The 14,884-nt window shown below is 70.6% G+C and carries 10 protein-coding genes; 7 read left to right on the forward strand and 3 right to left on the reverse strand.

The annotated features are described in order from the left end of the window. Position 1 precedes the first annotated feature (1 nt). The 7 genes from ACFYPA_RS21905 (at position 2) to ACFYPA_RS21935 (ending at position 11,592) form a co-directional block, all read left to right on the forward strand. Positions 2–400 (forward strand): cupredoxin domain-containing protein, encoded by a 399-nt coding sequence (locus ACFYPA_RS21905; RefSeq protein ID WP_359083523.1) that lies wholly within the window; start codon positions 2–4, stop codon positions 398–400. 744 nt (positions 401–1,144) lie between these two features. Beyond that, positions 1,145–2,680 carry an endo-1,4-beta-xylanase gene (locus tag ACFYPA_RS21910; protein WP_359315748.1) on the forward strand — a complete coding sequence of 512 codons (1,536 nt, stop codon included), beginning with the start codon at positions 1,145–1,147 and terminating at the stop codon, positions 2,678–2,680. A gap of 185 nt (positions 2,681–2,865) precedes the next feature. Beyond that, the gene (locus ACFYPA_RS21915) at positions 2,866–5,622 is read left to right on the forward strand and encodes a glycoside hydrolase family 48 protein (protein WP_359083681.1); all 2,757 of its coding nucleotides are present in this window, start codon (positions 2,866–2,868) and stop codon (positions 5,620–5,622) included. Next, positions 5,619–7,163 (forward strand): cellulose binding domain-containing protein, encoded by a 1,545-nt coding sequence (locus ACFYPA_RS21920; RefSeq protein ID WP_389133657.1) that lies wholly within the window; start codon positions 5,619–5,621, stop codon positions 7,161–7,163. The genes ACFYPA_RS21915 and ACFYPA_RS21920 overlap by 4 nt, the downstream gene beginning before the upstream one ends. Positions 7,164–7,365: 202 nt before the next feature. Beyond that, entirely contained in the window at positions 7,366–9,480 is a 2,115-nt protein-coding gene (locus ACFYPA_RS21925) for a glycoside hydrolase family 6 protein (protein WP_389133660.1), read from the forward strand. A 284-nt stretch (positions 9,481–9,764) separates the two neighbouring features. Next, positions 9,765–10,478 (forward strand): lysophospholipid acyltransferase family protein, encoded by a 714-nt coding sequence (locus ACFYPA_RS21930; RefSeq protein ID WP_359083526.1) that lies wholly within the window; start codon positions 9,765–9,767, stop codon positions 10,476–10,478. Positions 10,479–10,542: 64 nt separating this feature from the next. Beyond that, positions 10,543–11,592, forward strand: a complete 1,050-nt coding sequence (locus ACFYPA_RS21935) for an NAD-dependent epimerase/dehydratase family protein (protein WP_359083527.1) — start codon at positions 10,543–10,545, stop codon at positions 11,590–11,592. A gap of 65 nt (positions 11,593–11,657) precedes the next feature. Here ACFYPA_RS21935 and ACFYPA_RS21940 read toward each other — a convergent pair whose 3' ends face one another. The 3 genes from ACFYPA_RS21940 to ureG all read right to left on the reverse strand — a co-directional run bounded on the left by ACFYPA_RS21940 (position 11,658) and on the right by ureG (position 14,838). Beyond that, positions 11,658–13,235 (reverse strand): alpha/beta hydrolase, encoded by a 1,578-nt coding sequence (locus tag ACFYPA_RS21940; RefSeq protein WP_359352854.1) that lies wholly within the window; start codon positions 13,233–13,235, stop codon positions 11,658–11,660. Between the two features lie 155 nt (positions 13,236–13,390). After that, positions 13,391–14,164 carry an urease accessory protein UreD gene (locus tag ACFYPA_RS21945; protein ID WP_359083529.1) on the reverse strand — a complete coding sequence of 258 codons (774 nt, stop codon included), beginning with the start codon at positions 14,162–14,164 and terminating at the stop codon, positions 13,391–13,393. Further along, positions 14,161–14,838: an urease accessory protein UreG gene (gene ureG / locus ACFYPA_RS21950; RefSeq protein WP_359083531.1), complete on the reverse strand. Its 678-nt coding sequence runs from the start codon at positions 14,836–14,838 to the stop codon at positions 14,161–14,163. The genes ACFYPA_RS21945 and ureG overlap by 4 nt, the downstream gene beginning before the upstream one ends. Positions 14,839–14,884 lie beyond the last annotated feature (46 nt).

Genomic DNA, 14,884 nt, shown 5'->3' on the forward strand with positions numbered 1-14,884 from the left:
CGTGCTCGCTCTGTTTCCGGCCCGGGCGCGCATCGCCGTGGTGGTCTCGCTGGCCTGCGCCGCCGCCCTGGCCGGCTGTTCCGGCGGTGGGGGCGGCTCCTCGCCCTCCGCCTCGGCCACCCCGCCGAAGGCCTCGCCGTCGGCGGGCGGCGCGCTCATCACGATCAAGGACTTCGCCTTCCACCCGGCCTCGCTGACCGTCACTCCGGGTACGCGGGTCACCGTGATCAACAAGGACGCGGCAACGCACACGGTGACGGCCACCGGGGACAAGGCCTTCGACACCGGCGAGGTGAAGTCGGGGCAAACGGTTACTTTCGACGCCCCGGCGCGGCCGGGCTCGTATCCGTACATCTGCACCATCCATCCGACGATGCACGGCTCGCTCGCGGTGCGCTGAGACGGGTGCGCACGGCGTTCCGCGGCCCGGTCCTCCCGGCCCGGAAGACGGTCCGCGTACACCATCGCGCATGCCGGACGGGGCGCGCCGGTGCCTCGCACGTCCCGCCCCGACAGGGTCCGTCCGTCACTCTCCGCCCACGGTTGGTACACAGTTGCACTACATGCGATGCCGACCGGCTGCCGACGGAAGCCCTTCCCGCCGGGCCGTCGCCCGACCGTCCGTACGCGTGTCCAGCGGCTTTTCCGCCGACGCGCACCGGCGTCCGGCGTTGGCGGCGGACCAACGGACGGCTCGCACGGGAGCCCGGCGTCCTCCGGCCGTCACGCATCGTGCATGCCCACGTCAGCACCCATGACTCCCTCGGCAGCCGTTCGCACGCAATCGCGAACGTGCCCCATCCGCCCTGCCCGCACCCTCTCCTTCGCGTCGGACGGGGCACGCACACGCCGACGGGAACGCGTCTGCCGACGGGCCTGTCGGACAGCCGGCGGGACGGCCGGCCCCGCATCTCCCGGCGTCCGTTCGACGTGTGGCCGAGTTAACGCGCTCGTAAGGCAGTTGTGATTTAAGTCTTGACAGGTGCCTATCACCACGCCACCTTGGGAGCGCTCCCACAATCAAGACTTGCACACTCCACTCCCCTCCCTTCTCCCCCAACACCGGGCGGCGAAAAGGGCGTTACGGGGCGCAGCCGCGCTCCCCGTGAGGCTCCACGCTGCCCGGCCGAGGAAGGCGTTTGTCATGAGCTTGGTGAAGCGCTGTAGACACGGCCGCACCGGAGGGCTCCCGACCCTCCTGGTCGGAGCCCTCGCCCTCGCCACGACCCTGGTGGGCGGACCGGCCACCGCGGCCCAGCAGGGCACATTGCATGAACTCGCCGCAGCCCAGGGCAAGTACTTCGGATCCGCCACCGACAACCCCGAACTGCCCGACGCCGCCTACGCGGCCACCCTGGGCTCCGAGTTCGGGCAGATCACCCCGGGCAACTCCATGAAGTGGGACACCACCGAGCCGGTGCAGGGCCGGTTCGACTTCAGCAAGGGCGACGTGGTCACCGGCTTCGCACAGCAGCACGGCCAGACCGTACGCGGCCACACCCTGGTCTGGCACAGCCAACTGCCGGGCTGGGTCGGCGCACTGCCCTCGGACCGGGTTGAGGCCGCGATGACGAACCACGTCACCGAGGAGGCGACGCACTACCGGGGCGCGGTCTCGGCCTGGGACGTGGTGAACGAACCGTTCAACGAGGACGGGACCTTTCGCACGAGTCCCTTCTACACCGCCATGGGCAGCGACTACATCGCCACCGCGCTGCGGGCCGCCCATGCCGCGGACCCGGACGCCAAGCTGTATGTCAACGACTACAACATCGAGGGGCTCGGCGCGAAGAGCGACGCCATGTACGCCCTGGTGAGGGAGCTGCTCGACGAGGGCGTACCGCTCGACGGGGTCGGCATGCAGGCGCACCTGGCCGTCCAGTACGGCTTCCCGTACGAGATGCGGGCGAACATGCAGCGGTTCGCCGACCTCGGTCTCGACGTGGCCGTCACCGAACTCGACGTGCGGATGCAGTTGCCCGCCGATGCCGCCAAGACGGCCACCCAGTCCTCGTACTACCGGCAGGTGACCGAAGCCTGTCTGGCGGTCGAGCGTTGCGTCGGCATCACCGTCTGGGACTACACGGACAAGTACTCCTGGGTTCCGAGCACGTTCCCGGGTGAGGGCGCGGCCAATCTGTACGACGAGAACCTGGCGCCGAAGTCCGCCTACTCGGCCGTGCGCACCGCGTTGGGCGGCGAGGACGAGGGCGGCGAGCCCGGCGGCCCCGGCGCGCTCAAGGCGCAGTACCGCAGCAGCGACTCCTCGGTGGGCGACAACCAGATCAAGCCCGGTCTCCAACTCGTGAACACCGGCAGCACGGCCGTCAGCCTCTCGGACGTGACGGTCCGCTACTGGTTCACTTCCGGCAACGGGGCCTCCACGTACAGCACTTGGTGTGACTGGTCCCCGATCGGCTGCTCCACCGTGACCCATAGGGTCGCTGCCATGAGCGCCCCCGAGGCCGGCGCCGACCACTACCTCGAAGTGGGCTTCGGCAGCGGCAGTCTGGCACCGGGAGCCGCCACCGGAGAGATCCAGTTGCGCCTGAACAAGACGGACTGGTCGAACTTCGACGAGACCGACGACTACAGCCACGGCTCCGGTACCTCGTACGCGGACGCCGACAGAATCGCCGTCTACGTCGACGGCGAGCTGGTCTGGGGCATCGCGCCCTGACCGCCGGCCGCACCGGCCCACCGCTACCTCCCCACCGCTCCCGCACCTCCCCGCTCCTTCCCCACCGCTCCACCTCCGCCGCATCTCCCGTCCCCCTTGCATGCCCTCCCTCCCCACCGACACCCGCCAATGGAGGATTTGTGTCGATATCACGTAGAACATTCAGCAGTGCCCTGGGCGGCAGCCTGCTGGCCATGGGTCTGGTCCAGGGCACCGCCGTCGCCGAGCCCGCGTCCGCGGCGGCCGGCACCGGCGCCCGTGCGGCCGCGGCCGACGACCCGTACACCCAGGCCTTCCTTACGCAGTACGGCAAGATCAAGGCAGCCGCCAACGGCTACTTCAGCCCGGACGGCCTGCCGTACCACTCGGTCGAGACCCTGATGGTCGAGGCGCCCGACCACGGTCACCAGACCACGTCGGAGGCCGTCAGCTTCTGGATGTGGCTGGAGGCCGCGTACGGACGGGTGACCGGCGACTGGGCACCCTTCAACGCGGCCTGGGCGGTGGCCGAGAAGACCATCATTCCGCAGCACGCCGACCAGTCGACCGCGGACTCCTACAACCCCTCGGCCCCCGCGACCTACGCCCCGGAGCACCCGCTGCCCAGCGGTTACCCCTCCGCCCTGGACCCCGCCGTCAAGGTCGGCACCGACCCGCTCGCCACCGAACTCGCCTCGTCCTACGGGACGATGGACGTCTACGGCATGCACTGGCTGATGGACCTGGACAACGTCTACGGCTACGGCAACAAGCCGGGTACCGGCGGCGAGTCCGGGCCGGGCGCCGGCGCCTCCTACATCAACACCTACCAGCGCGGTGCGCAGGAGTCGGTGTGGGAGACCGTCCCCCAGCCCACCACCGACCTCTTCAAGTACGGGGGCCCCAACGGGTACCTCGACCTGTTCGTCGGTGACGCGAGCTACGCCAAGCAGTGGAAGTACACCAACGCGCCGGACGCCGACGCCCGCGCGGTGCAGGCTGCCTACTGGGCGTACCGCTGGGCCTCGGCCCAGGGCAAGGCGAGCGAGGTCTCGGCCTCGGTCGCGAAGGCCGCCAAGATGGGCGACTACCTCCGCTACGCCATGTTCGACAAGTACTTCAAGCGGGTCGGCGACTGCACCGACCCCGCCTCCTGCCCGGCCGCCACCGGCCGGGACTCCCAGCACTACCTGCTGTCCTGGTACTACGCCTGGGGCGGCGCGGCGGCGGGCAGCGGTGGCGGCTGGGCATGGCGCATCGGTGACGGTGCCTCCCACCAGGGCTACCAGAACCCGCTGGCGGCCTGGGCGCTGTCCAACGTGCCGTCGCTGACCCCCAAGTCGGCGACGGCCAGGTCCGACTGGTCCAAGAGCCTGACCCGGCAGCTGGAGTTCCTGACCTGGCTGCAGTCGAGCGAGGGCGCCTTCGCGGGCGGTTGCACCAACAGCTGGGAGGGCAGCTACAGCGAGCCGCCGGCCGGCACACCCACCTTCTACGGGATGGCCTACGACTGGCAGCCGGTCTACCACGACCCGCCGAGCAACAACTGGTTCGGCTTCCAGGCCTGGGGCATGGAGCGCCTCGCCGCGTACTACCACGAGACGGGCAACGCGAGTGCCGAGGCGGTGCTGTCCAAGTGGGTCGCCTGGGCCTCGTCCGAGACGACGGTGGGCGCCGACGGCAGCTTCCGTTTCCCCTCCACGCTCAACTGGACGGGCCAGCCGGACACCTGGAACGCCGCGTCCCCCGGGGACAACGCGGGTCTGCACGTCTCGGTCGTGGACTACGCCAACGACGTCGGTGTCGGCGCCGCGTACGTCAAGACGCTCACGTACTACGCGGCCAAGTCGGGTGACGAGGACGCCGGGGCGCTGGCCAAGGCGCTGCTGGACGCGATGGCGCTGAACGCCACGGACAAGGGCATCTCGGTGCCGGAGACCAGGAAGGACTACAACCGCTTCAACGACGAGGTGTACATCCCGGCCGGATGGTCGGGCACGATGCCGAACGGCGACACCATCGAGCCGGGTTCGACCTTCATCGACATCCGGAGCTGGTACCGGGACGACCCGGACTGGCCGAAGGTGCAGGCCTACCTGGACGGCGGCGCGGCCCCCACGTTCACGTACCACCGCTTCTGGGCGCAGGCGGCACTCGCGCTGGCCTTCGCGATCTACGCGGAGCTGCTGGTGGAGGGTGGCGGCGAGCCGGGCGGGGACACCGAGCCGCCGACTGCTCCGGCCGGCCTCACCGTGACGGCGACGACCGCCGACAGCGTGTCGCTCTCCTGGTCGGCCTCCACCGACAACGTCGCCGTGACCGGGTACGACGTGTACCGCAACGGGGTGCTGGCGGGGAACGCCACCGCCCGGACGTTCACCGACACGGGCCTCGCCGCGGCGACCGGGTACAGCTACGCGGTCGCGGCCCGTGACGCGGGCGGCAACACCTCGGCTCTGTCGGCCGCGGTCACCGCCACCACGAAGACGGGTGGCTCGACCGGCACCGGCGCGGTGAAGGTCCAGTACAAGAACAACGACTCGAACACCGGAGACAACCAGATCCGGCTGGGTCTGCGGGTGCTGAACACGGGCAGCGCCCCGATCGACCTGTCGACCGTGAAGGTGCGTTACTGGTTCACCGCCGACGGCGGCCCCAGTACCTTCGGCACGTACTGCGACTACGCCGCGCTCGGCTCGTCCAACATCACCCACTCCGTGGTCGCCGTCGCCAGCCCGAAGACCGGGGCCGACCGCTATCTGGAGGTCGGCTTCACCGGCGGTGCCGGCACGCTGGCCGCGGGCGCGTCGACGGGCGAGCTGCAGCTGCGGCTCAACAAGAGCGACTGGTCCAACTTCAACGAGAGCAACGACTACAGCCGGGCCACCAACACCGCCTACGCCGACTCCTCCAAGGTCGGGGCCTACGTCGCCGGCACCCTCGCCTGGGGGGTCCAGCCGTGACCGGCCCGAGGCTCCCCGTGCTGGCCGGGGCCGCCGCGGCCCTCGTGCTCGCCGCCGCGGCGATGCTCACCGGCGCCCCCGCCGCATCGGCGGCGCCGGTCACCGACTGCACCCCGTGGGGTACCACCGAACTGCAGGGCGGGGAGTACCTCTACCAGCAGAACGAGTGGAACTCCGAGACCGAACAGTGCGTCAGCGTCGACCCCGACACGGGCGCCTGGAGCGTCACCAAGTCCTCCTTCTCCCTGCCGACGAACGGCGCCCCCGCGACGTACCCCTCCAGTTACAAGGGCTGTCACTGGGGGGCGTGCACGACGGACAGCGGGCTGCCGCTGCGCGTCGACGAGCTGGGCAGCGTACGCACCGACTGGTCGACCACCCAGGTCGCCTCCGGCGCGTACAACGTGTCGATGGACATCTGGTTCAACTCGGCGCCCGTCACCGACGACCAGCCGGACGGCACCGAGGTGATGATCTGGATGAACCACCGCGGCGGAGTCCAGCCGATCGGGTCCCGCACCGCGACGGTGCGGCTCGACGGCCGGACCTGGGACGTCTGGACGGGTCCCGGCGCTTCGGGCTGGAAGGTGATCTCGTACGTCCTGCAGGGCGGTGCCACCGAACTCGCCGACTTCGACGTCAAGGACCTGATCGACGACGGCGTAGGCCGCGGATCGATCAGTCCGGCGCACTACCTGATCGACGCCGAGGCCGGGTTCGAGATCTGGCAGGGCGGCCAGGGCCTCGGGATGAACCGGTTCTCCTTCGACGCGAGCGCGGAGTCCGGTGGCGGCGGGGGCGACACCCAGGCGCCGACGGTGCCGGCCGGTGTGACCGTGACCGGCACGACCAACAGTTCGGTATCCCTGTCCTGGAGCCCGGCCACGGACGACACCGGCGTCAGCGGATACGACGTCTACCGCGACGGGGTGAAGGCGGGCTCCACCGCGTCCGCCTCGTTCACCGACACCGGCCTCGCCGCCTCGTCCTCGCACAGCTACACCGTGCGGGCCCGGGACGCGGCCGGAAACACGTCCGCGGCCTCCGCGCCGGTCAGCGCCACCACCGCGGCCGGAGGCGGCGGGAACACCGGCGCGCTCAAGGCCCGGTACAAGAACAACGACGCGTCGCCCGGTGACAACCAGATCAGGCCCGGCCTCCAGCTCGTGAACACCGGCACCACGGCGGTGGACCTGAGCAAGGTCACCCTGCGCTACTGGTTCAGCGGTGAGTCGGGCTCCGCCTCGTACGGCACCTCGTGCGACTACGCGGTGATCGGCTGCGGCAAGGTCACCCACCGCGTGGCGTCGGCCGGTTCGGCAGGCCCCGGCGCGGACCACTACCTGGAGGTCGGCTTCACCGGCGGCAGTCTGGCGCCCGGCGCCGCCACCGGCGAGCTTCAGCTCCGGTTCAACAAGGCCGACTGGTCCTCCTTCGACGAGACCGACGACTACAGCAGGGCCGCCAACACGACCTTCGCCGACGCCTCGAAGGTCGGGGTGTACGTCAACGGCGCCCTGTCCGCGGGCACCGCCCCGTGACCGGCCGCTGAACGGCCGGCCACCCCACCGCTCCCGATGGCGGGCTGTCCACTCGCCCCGCTGTGCCCGCCATCGGGGAACCACCACCGTCCTCACCGACGGACCACGGGTCGCCGTCCCCGCCGACGGCGGCCCGGAGCAACACCCCACAACCCGTCTGCGGGGAGATTCCGCAGGCGTACGAGAGGAGCACGGAGCCGCAATGAGTAGCAGAGGCACGATCAAGCACGGGCTGCGCCGGAGGCTGGCAGCAGTCTCCGCCCTGGCCATGGGCGCGGCGCTGATGGTGGCGATACCCACCCCCGCTTCCGCGGCCGCGCGGGTCGACAACCCCTATGTGGGCGCCACGCCCTACGTGAACTCGGACTGGTCCGCCTTGGCGAGGGCCGAACCGGGTGGTGCCGCCATCGCCGACAATCCGTCCTTCGTCTGGATGGACCGCATCGCAGCCATTGAGGGCTCGGCTTCCAAGATGAGCCTGCGCGAGCACCTGGACACCGCGCTGGCCCAGGGTGCGGACCTGTTCCAGGTCGTCATCTACGACCTGCCGGGACGCGACTGCGCCGCGCTGGCGTCCAACGGTGAGCTCGGTCCCACCGAGCTCGACCGATACAAGGACGAGTACATCGATCCGATCTCCGACATCCTCGCCGACCCGGCGTACGCGAGCCTGCGCATCGTCACCCTCATCGAGCCCGACTCGCTGCCCAACATCGTCACCAACGCGGGCGGCACCGCCGGTTCCACGGATGCCTGCGCGGTGATGAAGGCGAACGGGAACTACGAGAAGGGTATCGGCTACGCCCTGCACACCCTCGGCGCGATTCCCAACGTCTACAACTACATCGACGCCGCCCACCACGGATGGCTCGGCTGGGACACCAACATGGGTCCGGCCGCCACGGAGTTCAAGAAGGCCGCCACGTCCGAAGGAGCCACAGTCAACGACGTGGCCGGCTTCATCGTGAACACGGCCAACTACTCGGCTCTCAAGGAGCCGAACTTCAAGATCACCGACTCGGTCAACGGCACCACCGTGCGCCAGTCGAAGTGGATCGACTGGAACTACTACACCGATGAACTGACGTTCGCCCAGGCGCTGCGCACCCTGCTGGTGTCCCAGGGCTTCAACTCCAACATCGGCATGCTGATCGACACGGCCCGCAACGGCTGGGGCGGCTCCGCGCGGCCCACCTCCGCCGGTCCCCTGACGAGTGTCGACGCCTACGTCAACGGCGGCCGGGTCGACCGTCGCATCCACGCGGGCAACTGGTGCAACCAGTCCGGCGCCGGAGTCGGCGAGCGTCCCACCACGGCCCCCGAGCCCGGCATCGACGCGTACGTGTGGGCCAAGCCCCCGGGCGAGTCGGACGGCAACAGCGCCCCCGTCGAGAACGACGAGGGCAAGGGCTTCGACCGGATGTGCGACCCGACGTACGAGGGCAACGGCCGTAACGGCAACAGCATGACGGGCGCGCTGGCGAACTCCCCGCTCGCGGGTCACTGGTTCTCCGCGCAGTTCCAGGAGCTCGTGAAGAACGCCTACCCGCCGATCGACGGCAGCGGCAACCCTGGCGGCGACACCCAGGCGCCGACCGCGCCGACCGGTGTGACCTCGACGGCCAAGACCAGCAGCAGCGTCTCGCTGTCCTGGACGGCGTCCACCGACAACACCGGCGTGACCGGCTACGACGTGTTCCGCGGCGGGGTGAAGGTCGGCTCCTCCGCCACCACCTCCTACACGGACTCGGGTCTGTCGGCGTCGACCGCGTACAGCTACACCGTCAAGGCCAAGGACGCGGCCGGGAACGTCTCGGCGGCCTCCTCCGCCCTGTCCGTCACCACCTCCGCGGGCGGCGGCACCGGAACGGGCTCGCTCAAGGTCCAGTACAAGAACACCGACTCCTCCGCGACCGACAACCAGATCCGGATGGGTCTGCAGCTGGTCAACACCGGCAGCACCGCGGTGAACCTGTCCACGGTGAAGGTGCGCTACTGGTTCACCCCCGAGGCCGGGGCCTCGACCTTCGGTACCTCGTGCGACTGGGCGGTCATCGGCTGCGGGAACCTGACGCACAGTGTGAAGACCAACGGTTCGGCGGCCGGCGCCAGCCACTACCTGGAGGTCTCGTTCGGCAGCGGCACCCTGGCGCCGGGCGCGTCCACGGGTGAGATCCAGATGCGGCTGAACAAGAGCGACTGGTCCAACTTCAGCGAGGCGGACGACTACAGCCGTTCGACCGTGACGAGCTACACCGACGCGTCGAAGATCGGCGTGTACGTCACCGGCACGCTCGCCTGGGGCACCGCGCCCTGATCCCGCGGTCCGGCCCCCGTCCCCGTGCCGACGCGGTGACGGGGGCCGGACCCCGGGCTTCCCTACGGACCTGCCCCCTGCCGGAAAACCGGCAGGGGGCGGTGTCATGTGCGCGGGCTGTCGGAGCCCGGGGGGAGGGTGCCCCGACGCGTACGCCATCACGTCGCTCCGCCCGCAGACGGTTACGGGACGCGCCGCCCGGCCCTAGGCTGTGCTCGTTGAGGCATCCGCCGACCTGGGAGAACGCAGTCCCGGCACCGCACCGGCAGAGCTTGGAGCCGCCCGTGTTCTATTACGTGCTCAAGTACGTCGTCCTGGGACCGCTGCTGCGGTTGTTCTTCCGCCCCGACATCAAGGGGATGGAACACATCCCGGCGGACGGCGCGGCGATCATCGCCGGCAACCACCTGTCCTTCTCGGACCACTTCCTGATGCCGGCGATCATCAAGCGGCGCATCACCTTCCTCGCGAAGGCCGAGTACTTCACCGGACCCGGTGTGAAGGGCCGTCTGACCGCGGCGTTCTTCCACAGCATCGGTCAGATCCCGGTGGACAGATCGGGCAAGGAGGCGGGGCAGGCGGCGATCCGCGAGGGGCTCGGGGTGCTGGGCAGGGGCGAGCTGCTGGGCATCTACCCGGAGGGCACCCGTTCGCACGACGGCAGGCTCTACAAGGGCAAGGTCGGTGTGGCGGTGATGGCCATCCGGGGGCAGGTCCCGGTGGTGCCGTGCGCGATGGTGGGCACGTTCGAGATCCAGCCGCCCGGAAAAGTCGTCCCGCGCATCAAACGGGTCACCATCCGCTTCGGCGAACCGCTGGACTTCTCCCGGTATGCCGGGCTGGAGAACGAGAAGGCGGCGATCCGGGCGGTCACCGACGAGATCATGTACGCGATCCTCGGTCTCTCCGGTCAGGAGTACGTCGACGAGTACGCGGCCAAGGTGAAGGCAGCCGAACAGGGGGACGGCGCGGGGAAGTTCCCGAAACGGCAACGCTGACGGCGGATTCGCGGTCGGTGAAACCCGCTGGTCAGCGCCGTGCGCGGGCCCTAGCGTCCGGTGCATGAGCAAGGGACACGCATGGGTGCTGGGAGCGACGGGCCAGATCGGGCGGGCGGCGGTGCGTTCGCTCGTCGAGGACGGATGGGAGGTCACCGCGGCCTCGCGCGGCGGTGACCGTGACGGTAGTTGGGACGGCGGCGTCCGGACGGCGGCGCTGGACCGCGACGAGGACGGGGCGCTCGCGGCGGCGCTCGGCGACGGCTGTGACGTGCTCGTGGACATGGTGGCGTACGGGGAGCAGCACGCCGGGCAGCTGCTGGCGGTCGCGGACCGGGTCGGCTCCGCGGTGGTCGTCTCCAGCGGTGCGGTGTACGAGGACGATCGCGGCCGCAGTTTCGACACGCAGGGCGAGCCGGACGGAGCGCCTCAGTATCCGGTGCCGCTCGCGGAGTCGCAGGCGACGGTCGCGCCGGGCGGGGCCACGTATGCGACGCGGAAGATCCGGCTGGAGCGGGACCTGCTGGCGGCGGGTGATTCACTGCCGGTCACGCTGTTGCGGGCGGGCGCGGTCCACGGTCCGTACTGCCGCTCGCCGCGGGAGCTGTATTTCGTGAAGCGGGCCCTGGACGGCCGCGCGCGGCGGGTGCTGGCGTACGGAGGTGCCTCGCGCTTCCACCCGGTCCACGCGGCCAACGTGGCGGAGCTGATCCGCCTCGCCGCCCGGAAGCCCGCCTCACGCGTGCTCAACGCCGCCGATCCGCAGGCACCGACCGTCGCGGAGATCGGTGAGGCGGTGGACGCGGTGCTGGGCCGGAGCACACAGACCGTTCTGATGCCGGGCGAGCCCACACCGGAGGGGGTGGGCGAGACGCCCTGGAGCAGCGCGCATCCCATCGTCTACGACATGAGCGCGGCGGAGCGGGAGCTCGGATACCGGGCGGTGACGGGTTACGCGGAGTCGCTGCCCGAGACGGTCGAGTGGATCGCCGGGCAGCTGGCGGACCGCGAGTGGACGGACGCCTACCCGGCGATGCTGCGGTCCTACGGCACCCGGCTCTTCGACTATGCGGCGGAGGACGCCTGGCTGGAGCGGTACGACCGGAAGGGGTGAGCCGGTCGTGGTGACGGGACGGGCCACCGGTCTCCTGCCGGCGGCCCGTCCCGTCACCCGGGTAACTACGGCTTCGGCGTGGCGTGCGGGGCGCACGTCACATCGCGCCGGTCGGTCCTCCCGGTGAGCAGGTAGCTGTCGACCCGCTCGTTGACGCAGGGGTTCACCAGGCCGGTGACGCCGTGCGATCCGGCGCCCTCCTCGGTGATGAGGCGCGAGCCCCTGAAGCGCTTGTGCAGCTCGACGGCGCCCTCGTACGGAGTGGCGGCGTCACGCGTGGACTGCACGATCAGCACCGGGGGAAGGCCCTTGCCGGTGCGGACGTTCAGCGGGGTCTGCTGCTTGGCCGACCAGGTCGCACAGGGCAGGTTCATCCAGGCGTTGGCCCAGGTCATGAACGGGTAGTCCCTGTGCAGCCGGGTGTTGTCCCGGTCCCATGTCCGCCAATTGGTCGGCCACTTGGCGTCGGCACACTCGACCGCGGTGTACACGGCGTTGCTGTTCTCGGAGCGGATGTTGCCCGCCGTGTCCGAGAGGTCGGGGGCCGCGGCGTCGATCAGTGCCTGGGTGTCACCGGCCCGGTAGGCACTCCAGGTCCGGGCGGTGGGTGCCCAGGCGGAGTCGTAGTACGGGGCGCTCTGGAAGAAACCGATGAGTTCGGCGGGGCCGAGGACGCCGCCGATCGGGCTCTTCTTCGCGGCCGCGCGCAGCTTCAGCCATTCCTGCTCGACCTTCTGAGGCGTGGTGCCGATGTGGAAGGTGGCGTCGTTGGCGGCGACCCATGCCTTCCAGTCGTCCCAGCGCTTCTGGAAGGCGATGTCCTGGTTGAGGTTGGCCCGGTACCAGATGTTGTCCTTGTCCGGGTTGACGACGCTGTCGACGACCATGCGGCGGACGTGGGAGGGGAAGAGGGTGCCGTAGACCGCGCCCAGGTAGGTGCCGTAGGAGACGCCCAGGTAGTTGAGCTTCTTCTCGCCGAGCGCGGCGCGGATGACGTCCAGGTCGCGTGCGGTGTTCGGGGTGGTCATGTGCGGCAGCATCTCGCCGCTGCGTGCGGCGCAGCCGTCCGCGTACTCGGCGGCCAGTTTGCGCTGGGCGCGCTTGTCGGCCTCGGAGTCGGGGACCGGGTCGGCCTTGGGGGCCTTGACGAACTCCTGCGGGTCGATGCAGGAGATCGGCGCCGAGTGGCCGACGCCACGGGGGTCGAAGCCGACGAAGTCGTAGGCCTTCGCCGTGTTGAGCCAGAGCGGGCTCTTGGTGGCGATCCGCTTGGGGAACGCCATGCCCGAGCCGCCGGGGCCGCCCGGGTTGTAGATCAGGGCGCCCTGGCGTTCGCTGCTGGTGCCGGTGCTGACGTGCCGGTCGACGGCTATCTTGATCTGCTTGCCGTCGGGCCTCGCGTAGTCGAGCGGGACGGTGACCCATCCGCACTGGATCGGCGCGGAGATGGCCCAGTCGGCCGGGCAGTCCGCCCAGTCGATACCGGACCTGGCCGCGCGTGCCGCGGCCAGTTGGACGCCGCGTGCCTCGGAGCCGTTGTGGTGGCGGCCGTCGGCAGTGGCAGCCGGTGCGGCTATCGCGCCCGCTATGAGCGTGCCCGCGATCAGAGCACCGGCCGAGCCGAACGCTGCTGTGCGTCTCAAGTGGAACCTCCCTCAGGGTGAAGCGCCTTCGGGTGCGGCGCTGTTCAGTAGGAACCTCCCGCGGATCCTGTCGTCTGTGAGCCGCCTGAGAACAGGTCGCACACGCACTTCTTTACCGAATCGATAACCGGACACCGGCGTCCTGCCAGCGGTGTTCAGCCGTTCGCGCGGCCCGTGAGTTCGTCCGCCGCCCGGTCCAGCACGGTGCGCAGTTCCCTCGCGTCGGGGGCGAGCACGGTCACCAGGGCGGCGGGGCCCGCAAGCCGAGTGAGCACGGCGGTGGTCCCCAGCAGCCGGGGCTCCGGGCCCTTGTCGTCGAAGGCCGGATCCACGACGAGCAGTTGCCCGACGGCCCGGTGGCCGCCGAGCACGGCCGGGCCGTCCCAGCCGCCGGGCGCGCCCGGCCCGTACGCGGTCTGCTGATCGAGGAGCGGGCGTCCGGCGCGGCGGACGGTGAGCCTGCTCAGCAGGGTGCCCGTGGTCTCGCCGTGCCGGCCGAGGACCTGTTCCTCGCGCAGCATCAGCCGCGCGGTGGGCGCGAGTTCGGCCACGGTGGTCATGTGGAGCGCGCTGCCGTGGGCCGAGACGATCTGCTCGGGGAGCCAGTCGAGTTCGGCGCCCTCGTCCACCCGCAGCGTGATGTCGTAGCCGGCCGGCGCCGCTCCGGGCCCCGCGCCGGGCAGGGCGATCGTGGCCGCCGCCGAGTCGACGGTGAGCAGGGTGCCCTGCCCCGCCCGCGCCTCGATGGCGAGCCGGTCGCCGCCGAGCGGGGCACTCATCGCGCCGACGACGGTGACGCGTGCGGCCCCGGGAAGAGCGGCCCTGGTCCGGCGCAGGGCGATCGGTCCGTCGCTCTCCAGGACGGGGAGTGCGGTGACACCGCGCCCGTCGCGGACGGCGGCGATACGGGCGGTGGCACGGATGCTCACGCGGTCCAGGAGGCGAGCCGCCCCCGCACCCAGTCGGCGACCGGGCCGACGCCTTCGCCCGAGGTGAGCGAGGTGAAGGCGACGGGCAGGTCCCCGCGCTGCTGTGCGGCGTCGCGGGCCATCCGGCCGAGGTCGGATCCGACGTAGGGCGCCAGATCGGTCTTGTTGATCACCAGCAGGTCGGACGTGGTGACGCCGGGACCGCCCTTACGCGGGATGTCGTCGCCGCCCGCGACGTCGATGATGAAGATCTGGGCGTCCACGAGTCCCTTGGAGAAGGTGGCCGTGAGGTTGTCACCGCCGGATTCCACGAGGATGAGGTCGAGCGGTCCCACGGTGTCCTCCAGGTCCTCGACGGCTTCGAGGTTGGCGGATATGTCGTCGCGGATGGCGGTGTGCGGGCAGGCGCCGGTCTCCACGGCCTGGATCCGTTCGGGCGGCAGCACCGCGTGGCGCAGCAGGAAGGCCGCGTCCTCGCGGGTGTAGATGTCATTGGTGACGACGGCCAGGGACAGGTGGTCGCGCAGGGCGCGGCAGAGTGCGGCAACGGTGGCCGTCTTCCCGGAGCCGACCGGTCCGCCGAGGCCGATGCGCAGGGCGCGGCGGGTGCCGTCGGGGCGAGCGGCGTCGGCGCCGACGGCCGCCGGGCCGGGGTGGGAGTGGTCGAGGTGCATGCTGCGGCTCCTGTGCGGTTCGGGACGGCGTGCGGTTCGGTGCGCC

Source organism: Streptomyces sp. NPDC005775 (assembly GCF_042871565.1).
Classification (GTDB): domain Bacteria; phylum Actinomycetota; class Actinomycetes; order Streptomycetales; family Streptomycetaceae; genus Streptomyces.

What these genes read in the sequence shown, in the direction of transcription:
- ureG (WP_359083531.1), bottom strand. Translation starts at nt 14,838, where the DNA reads ATGCACCTCGACCACTCCCACCCCGGCCCGGCGGCCGTCGGCGCCGAC.
- ACFYPA_RS21925 (WP_389133660.1), top strand. Translation starts at nt 7,366, where the DNA reads ATGAGTAGCAGAGGCACGATCAAGCACGGGCTGCGCCGGAGGCTGGCA.
- ACFYPA_RS21935 (WP_359083527.1), top strand. Translation starts at nt 10,543, where the DNA reads ATGAGCAAGGGACACGCATGGGTGCTGGGAGCGACGGGCCAGATCGGG.
- ACFYPA_RS21910 (WP_359315748.1), top strand. Translation starts at nt 1,145, where the DNA reads ATGAGCTTGGTGAAGCGCTGTAGACACGGCCGCACCGGAGGGCTCCCG.